Source organism: Sphingomonas sp. NPDC019816, from assembly GCF_050274375.1.
Classification (GTDB): Bacteria; Pseudomonadota; Alphaproteobacteria; order Sphingomonadales; family Sphingomonadaceae; genus Sphingomonas.
The window spans coordinates 1-5,681 of sequence record NZ_JBNNOB010000181.1; the positions used below are offsets into that span (position 1 = coordinate 1).

At 69.4% G+C, this 5,681-nt stretch carries 4 protein-coding genes; 1 reads left to right on the plus strand and 3 read right to left on the minus strand.

Going from position 1 to position 5,681, the window contains the following annotated elements:
- Together ACQKJZ_RS17695 and ACQKJZ_RS17700 are read right to left on the minus strand one after the other, a co-directional pair.
- A partial coding sequence (locus ACQKJZ_RS17695; protein ID WP_427732824.1) for a HAMP domain-containing protein occupies positions 1–1,148 on the minus strand: 1,148 nt, incomplete at its 3' end.
- 140 nt (positions 1,149–1,288) lie between these two features.
- Complete coding sequence (locus ACQKJZ_RS17700) at positions 1,289–1,969, minus strand: aspartyl/asparaginyl beta-hydroxylase domain-containing protein (RefSeq protein ID WP_427732825.1); 681 nt, start codon at positions 1,967–1,969, stop codon at positions 1,289–1,291.
- Positions 1,970–2,269: 300 nt separating this feature from the next.
- Between ACQKJZ_RS17700 and ACQKJZ_RS17705 the strand changes: the two genes are divergently transcribed.
- A complete protein-coding gene (locus tag ACQKJZ_RS17705) occupies positions 2,270–5,230 on the plus strand; it encodes a M16 family metallopeptidase (protein WP_427732826.1) in 2,961 nt (986 codons plus the stop codon).
- 157 nt (positions 5,231–5,387) lie between these two features.
- Here ACQKJZ_RS17705 and ACQKJZ_RS17710 read toward each other — a convergent pair.
- Positions 5,388–5,681 (minus strand): transposase (locus tag ACQKJZ_RS17710; RefSeq protein ID WP_427732827.1); only part of this gene is annotated, 294 nt, incomplete at its 5' end.

A 5,681-nucleotide genomic window follows, 5' to 3' on the forward strand; every position in this document is an offset into this window, starting at 1 on the left:
CGCGCGTCGCTCCGCGTGCGTTCGACCGCACGCGCGGCCTCCGTCGCGCCGCCGGCGGCATGGCGGACGGTGGTGGTGATCTCGTCAACCGCCGCCGCCGTTTCCTCCAGGCTGGCGGCCTGCTGCTCGGTCCGCAGCGACAGATCGTCCGAGGCCTGGCGGATGTCCATCGACCCGGCCCGGATGCCGCCGGCCACCGCCGCGACCGAGGCCAGCGCCGCCTCCAGCGCGTCCATCGCTCGATTGAAATCGCCTTTCAGCCGCGCAAAGGGTTCATCGAGGGCGGCATCGATCCGCGCGGTCAGGTCGCCTTGCGCCAGCGCGGACAGGCCCTGGCCGATACTGTCGACGATCAGCGCGGTCTGCGTCGCCTTGGCCTGTTCGGCCCCGGCGAGCTGATCGCGGAATGCCGCCATCGACCGCGCCATCTCGCCCACTTCATCGGCGCGCGTGCCGTGCGGGATGACGATATCGGTCCGCCCCTCGGCCAGTGCGCCCATCGCGCCGCGCAATTCGTGCAGCGGCCGCGCCACGGTACGCAGCGCCATGAACAGTCCCGTCGCCAACCCGGCGACGGCGAGCAGGATGGTGGCGCCGATCAGGACCCAGCGCCCCTGATCGGCGATGGCGTCGGCGCGGGTGTGCAGCGTCGCGACGCTATCCTTCAGCGTATCGATCCTCGCATCGGCGATTTTGGAGGCGAGGCGCTCGGCCGGGCGCACCCGCTGCCGGAAATGCGCCATCGCGCCGGCACGATCGCCGGCATTGGCCAGCCGCCCGACGATCGCCAGTTCGTCGCGGACCTGGGCTTGCGACCGGAGATAGTCGGGTGTCGCGCCGCGGTCGTCGCGCAGCGCCGTCAGTTCGTCGCCGAACGTCCCCAGTCGCTTGGTGAACTTGCCCAGGATCACCTGTCGTTCGGCGGCATCGTCCTCGGTCGCCAGGTTCAGCGCGTCGCGCTGCAGCGAGCGGCTGACCGAGCGCAATTCGGCCAGGCGGAGCATCGCCGCTCCGGCATCGGTCGCCGCCGCATTGGCGCTGGCGACCCGCGTCTCGATCCGCAACGTGACGGCCGACAGGATGCCGAGAAGCACCATCGACACGAGCACGGGGGCGATCAGGCGTGCGGCGACACTCTTTAGAAACATGACAGATCCGTGACAGAAAAACCGAGGCAATAGAGTGATTTGCCCCTTGGTCCCCGACGGGTTGTCGAAAAGTTAACGCACGGTCCCATGAGGGGGCGTGAAGTAAATTTAATCTGGGTAAATTCTTTTGGACGCGGATTTCAGGCGCTGTTCTTCCGCCGAAGTCCGTGCAGGATCGCCTGCCGCAACCAGCGGCCGGGACGTCGCAGCGGCCGGGCGACGCGGACGCGCAGGACGATGCGCGCATGGCTGGACTCGTTCCATGATTCGTGGACGAAGCTGTCGTCGAACATCAGCGTTTCGCCCTCGGCCCAGCGGACGATGCGGTCATGGACGCGCATCCGCACATCGCCGCTGCGCGGCACGGCCAGCGCCAGGTCGCAGGTGATGATCGCCTTGGTCGGCCCGCGTCGCGCGGGGCGATGGGTGGCACCAGGCAGGACGACGAATGCGGCCGATTCCAGCGCGGGGATCCGGCGCAGCAGCCGGAGGGTCTCGGGGCAGGTGGCCAGCGCGGCGGGAAGTGCCGTACCCTGATGCCAGACCATGGTCTCATGCCGGTCGCCGACCATGGCCAGCGCTTCGTCGCGCACCCGCGTCCACGCCCCGCGCAGATGCGTGGTCCAGTCGAATTCGCGTACGTCGAGGACCGGTGCGGTCGATACCGACGACAGGGATGCGATCAGCCGGTCGACCCAGCCCTGAACACCGCACAGCAGGCGGGCGGTGAGGGTACGCGGCGCATCGTGCCCTTCGGCGAAGGGCGTCGCGACCAGCGACAGATCGGGGCGGGTGGACGGGGATTGGGAGGCGGCCCTCATGGGTTCGCCCGATTTGTGCCATATTGTACCCGGCGCATGGCGCTGGGCACCGGCATTCATCGACTTGGTCATAACGCTCCGCACATCCCCGGCCCGGCACGTGCGGCCGGGGCTTCCATGCCCCGTGCCGCTGTGCCGACGCCATCAGGACTAGGCGCGATGTGGGTCGAAATGATGGCGCGGGATTGCCGGCGCATGGCCCGACCATGGCGATTGTGGGGCGGCGATTGTGGGGCGGCAATCATGAGGCGGCGATCATGGGTGGCTGGCGATCCGGGGCGGGCCGCGATAAGAGGGGGCATGGCGTTTCCGTCCCGCGTATTGCGTGCTCTTGCCCTGCCGGTCCTTCTGGGACTGGCGCTTCCCGTCATCGGCCAAGCTCCCCAGTCGACGCCGGCCGACACCCGTTCGGTACCGCAGGGGATGCCCGTCCCCGCCACCGTGGCGACGGCGCCGGATGCGGGGGGGACGCGCGATCCGCTGGCGCCGCTGCCGCCCATTCCGGGCGTGGACCAGTCGGCTTGGCTCTACAGCGATTCGGACCTGCCGCAGGACAAGGCTTGGAAGTTCGGCACGCTGCCCAACGGTCTGCGCTATGCCGTGCGCCGCAACGGCGTGCCGCCGGGGCAGGTGGCGGTGCGCGTGCGGATCGATGCCGGTTCGCTCAACGAGCGCGATTCGGAACGCGGCTTTGCCCATCTGATCGAGCATCTGTCGTTCCGCGGATCGCAATATGTCCCCGATGGCGAGGCCAAGCGCATCTGGCAGCGGCTGGGCGCGACCTTCGGGTCGGACTCCAACGCCTCGACCACGCCGACCCAGACCGTCTATCAGCTCGACCTGCCCGGCGCGACCGAGGCCGGGCTGGACGAAAGCCTGAAGATCCTGTCCGGCATGATGGCTGCCCCCGCGTTGACCGCGCAGGCGCTGAATGCCGAGCGTCCGGTCGTGCTGGCCGAGCGGCGCGAGCAGCCGGGGCCGCAGGTCCGCTATTCCGACAAGGTGCGTGAGACCTTCTTCGCCGGCCAGCCGCTCGCCGAGCGTTCGCCGATCGGCCAGCTCGCCACGCTGGAGGCCGCGACACCCGACAGCGTGCGCGCCTTCCATGATCGCTGGTATCGCCCCGAACGCGCGGTCGTCGTCATTTCGGGCGATATGGACCCGCTCGTCCTCGCCAGGCTGGTCGCGAAGAATTTCGGCGAGTGGAAGGGCGTCGGCGTCAACCCGCCCGACCCCGATTTCGGCAGTCCCAAGGCCGATGCACCCGCCGTGGGGGCGCTGGTCGAGCCGGCCATCCCGCCGATGGTGGCGATGGCGGTGCTGCGGCCGTGGCGATATCAGAGCGACACCGCGATCTTCAACCAGAAGCGCATGGTCGACATGGTCGCCGCGCGGCTGATCAGCCGGCGGCTGGAGAACCGCGCACGCGCCGGGGGCAGCTTCCTGCAAGCCGCCGTCTCGCTCGACGACGTGTCGCGCTCGGCCAATATGACGACGGTCAATGTCGTGCCGATCGGCGACAATTGGGAAGCCGCGCTGAAGGACGTGCGTGCGGTCATCGCCGATGCGATGGCCACCCCGCCGACGCAAGCCGAGATCGACCGCGAACTCGCCGATTACGACGCGATCATGCGCACCCAGGTCGAAACCGCCCGCGTCGAGGCGGGGGCCAAGCAGGCCGACGACATGGTCGGCGCGCTCGACATCCGCGAAACGGTGACCGCGCCCGACACCAGCTATCAGATTCTGAAACAGGCGGTGGCGGCCAGGATGTTCACGCCGGAGACGGTGCTGGCCTCGACCCGCAAGATCTTCCAGGGCACCGCCACCCGCGCGCTGGTCAACACCCGCACGCCGCAGCCCGATGCGGTGGCGCAGCTGACCGCCGCGCTGAAGGCCGATGTCCGTCCGCTGGCCGAGGATCGCCGGCGACAGGGCAACATCACCTTCGCGCAGCTGCCCAAGCTGGGCACGCCGGGCAAGGTCGTCAGCCGCGAGCGTTTCCCCGAACTGGGCGTCGAGAAGATCGTCTTCGCCAATGGTGCCCGCCTGTTGCTGCTGGCCAATGACGGCGAGACGGGGCGCGTTTATCTGCGCGTCCGCTTCGGGCGCGGCTATGACGCCTTGCCCGCCGGGCGCGAGAGCGCGGCCTGGGCGGCCGATATGGCGCTGGTCGCGGGCGGCATCGGCAAGTTCGACCAGGGCGATCTGGACCGGCTGACCGCCGGGCGGCGCATGGGGATGGACTTCAACATCGACGACGACGCCTTCGCTTTCAATGCGCTGAGTTCGCCCGATGACTATGCCGACAACCTCAAGCTGATCGCCGCCAAGTTGGTCGCCCCGCGCTGGGACGCGGCGCCGATCAACCGGGCCAAGGCGGCGATGCTGGCGGGCTATGAGGGCTTCGATTCCTCGCCCGATGGCGTGCTGGGCCGCGATCTGGAGCGGTTGCTGCGCGATGGCGACCCGCGCTGGGGTACGCCGCCGCGCGCGGTGGTCGAGGCGACGACGCCGGAATCGTTCAAGGCGCTGTGGGCGCCGCTGCTCGCTTCCGGCCCGATCGAGGTCTCGATCTTCGGCGATGTGAAGGCCGATGACGCGATCAAGGCGGTGGCCGCCAGCCTGGGCGCGATCCCGGCGCGCAAGGTCGAGGCCGGCCCGGTGCCGCCGATCCGCTTCCCCGCGCATGTCGCTACCCCGGTCGAGCGCACGCATAGCGGCCCGGCGGATCAGGCCTCGGCGGTGATCGCCTGGCCGACCGGCGGCGGTTCGGCCGACGACCGTATTCGCAACCGGCTGGACGTGCTGGCGCAGGTCTTCGCTGACCGCCTGTTCGATCGGCTGCGTTCGGAGGCCGGGGCGAGCTACAGCCCGCAGGTCGCCAGCCAGTGGCCGATCGGCCTGCCCAGCGGCGGGCGGATGATCGCGATCGGCAATGTCGCGCCCGACAAGGTCGACCTGTTCTTCGCCACCGCGCGCTCGATCGCCGCCGATCTCGCCGCCAAGCCGATCGATACCGACGAGCTGCAACGCATCAAGCGGCCGATGGCGCAGCGGCTGCTGCGCATGTCGTCGGGCAACCAGTTCTGGATGCAGCGACTGGGCGGCGCGGCCTATGATCCGCGGCGGATCGAGGCGACGAAGCGGCTGGCCGAGGATTTCGTCTCGATCGGTCCCGCCGACCTCCAGGCGGTGGCGCAGCGCTTCCTGCGGCCGGACACCGACTGGACGCTGAAGGTCGTGCCCCGGGCCAAATGATCCTCCCCGGTACGGGGATCGTTGCGAAACCCGATTTAGGGGGCCGGGCGGGTATGGCGGATAGACAGACGCGGTGGCGGGGCGGTTCGCTGGGGTGCGGCTGTCGGCTGGCAGGGTGCTCGATCATTGGTGCGCTGGCCTGGGGGGTGAACCCGGTTCAGGTGAGGCGCAGTGCGGTGGTCATGTTGTAGGCCAGGGCAAGCAGGAAGCTGTCGTTGCGGTTCCTGGCCAGGCCCTTGTAGCGCACGCAGCCAAAACCCCGCCATCGCTTGAGGGTGGCAAAGACGCCCTCGACCTGGGCGCGCACTGGTGCGATCAGGGCGTTGTGTCGCTGTTGCCACCGGGTCAGCCGGGGGCCCCCGCCCCAGCTCTTGTGCATGATCCGCGCCTTGATGCCTTGCGCGCCGAGCCACTGGCGGCGGGCACGTTTGGCATAGGCCTTGTCGGCATA

Bases quoted from the DNA above. Each gene is read 5' to 3' on its own strand.
- ACQKJZ_RS17700 (WP_427732825.1), bottom strand. From the start codon at position 1,969: ATGAGGGCCGCCTCCCAATCCCCGTCCACCCGCCCCGATCTGTCGCTG.
- ACQKJZ_RS17705 (WP_427732826.1), top strand. From the start codon at position 2,270: ATGGCGTTTCCGTCCCGCGTATTGCGTGCTCTTGCCCTGCCGGTCCTT.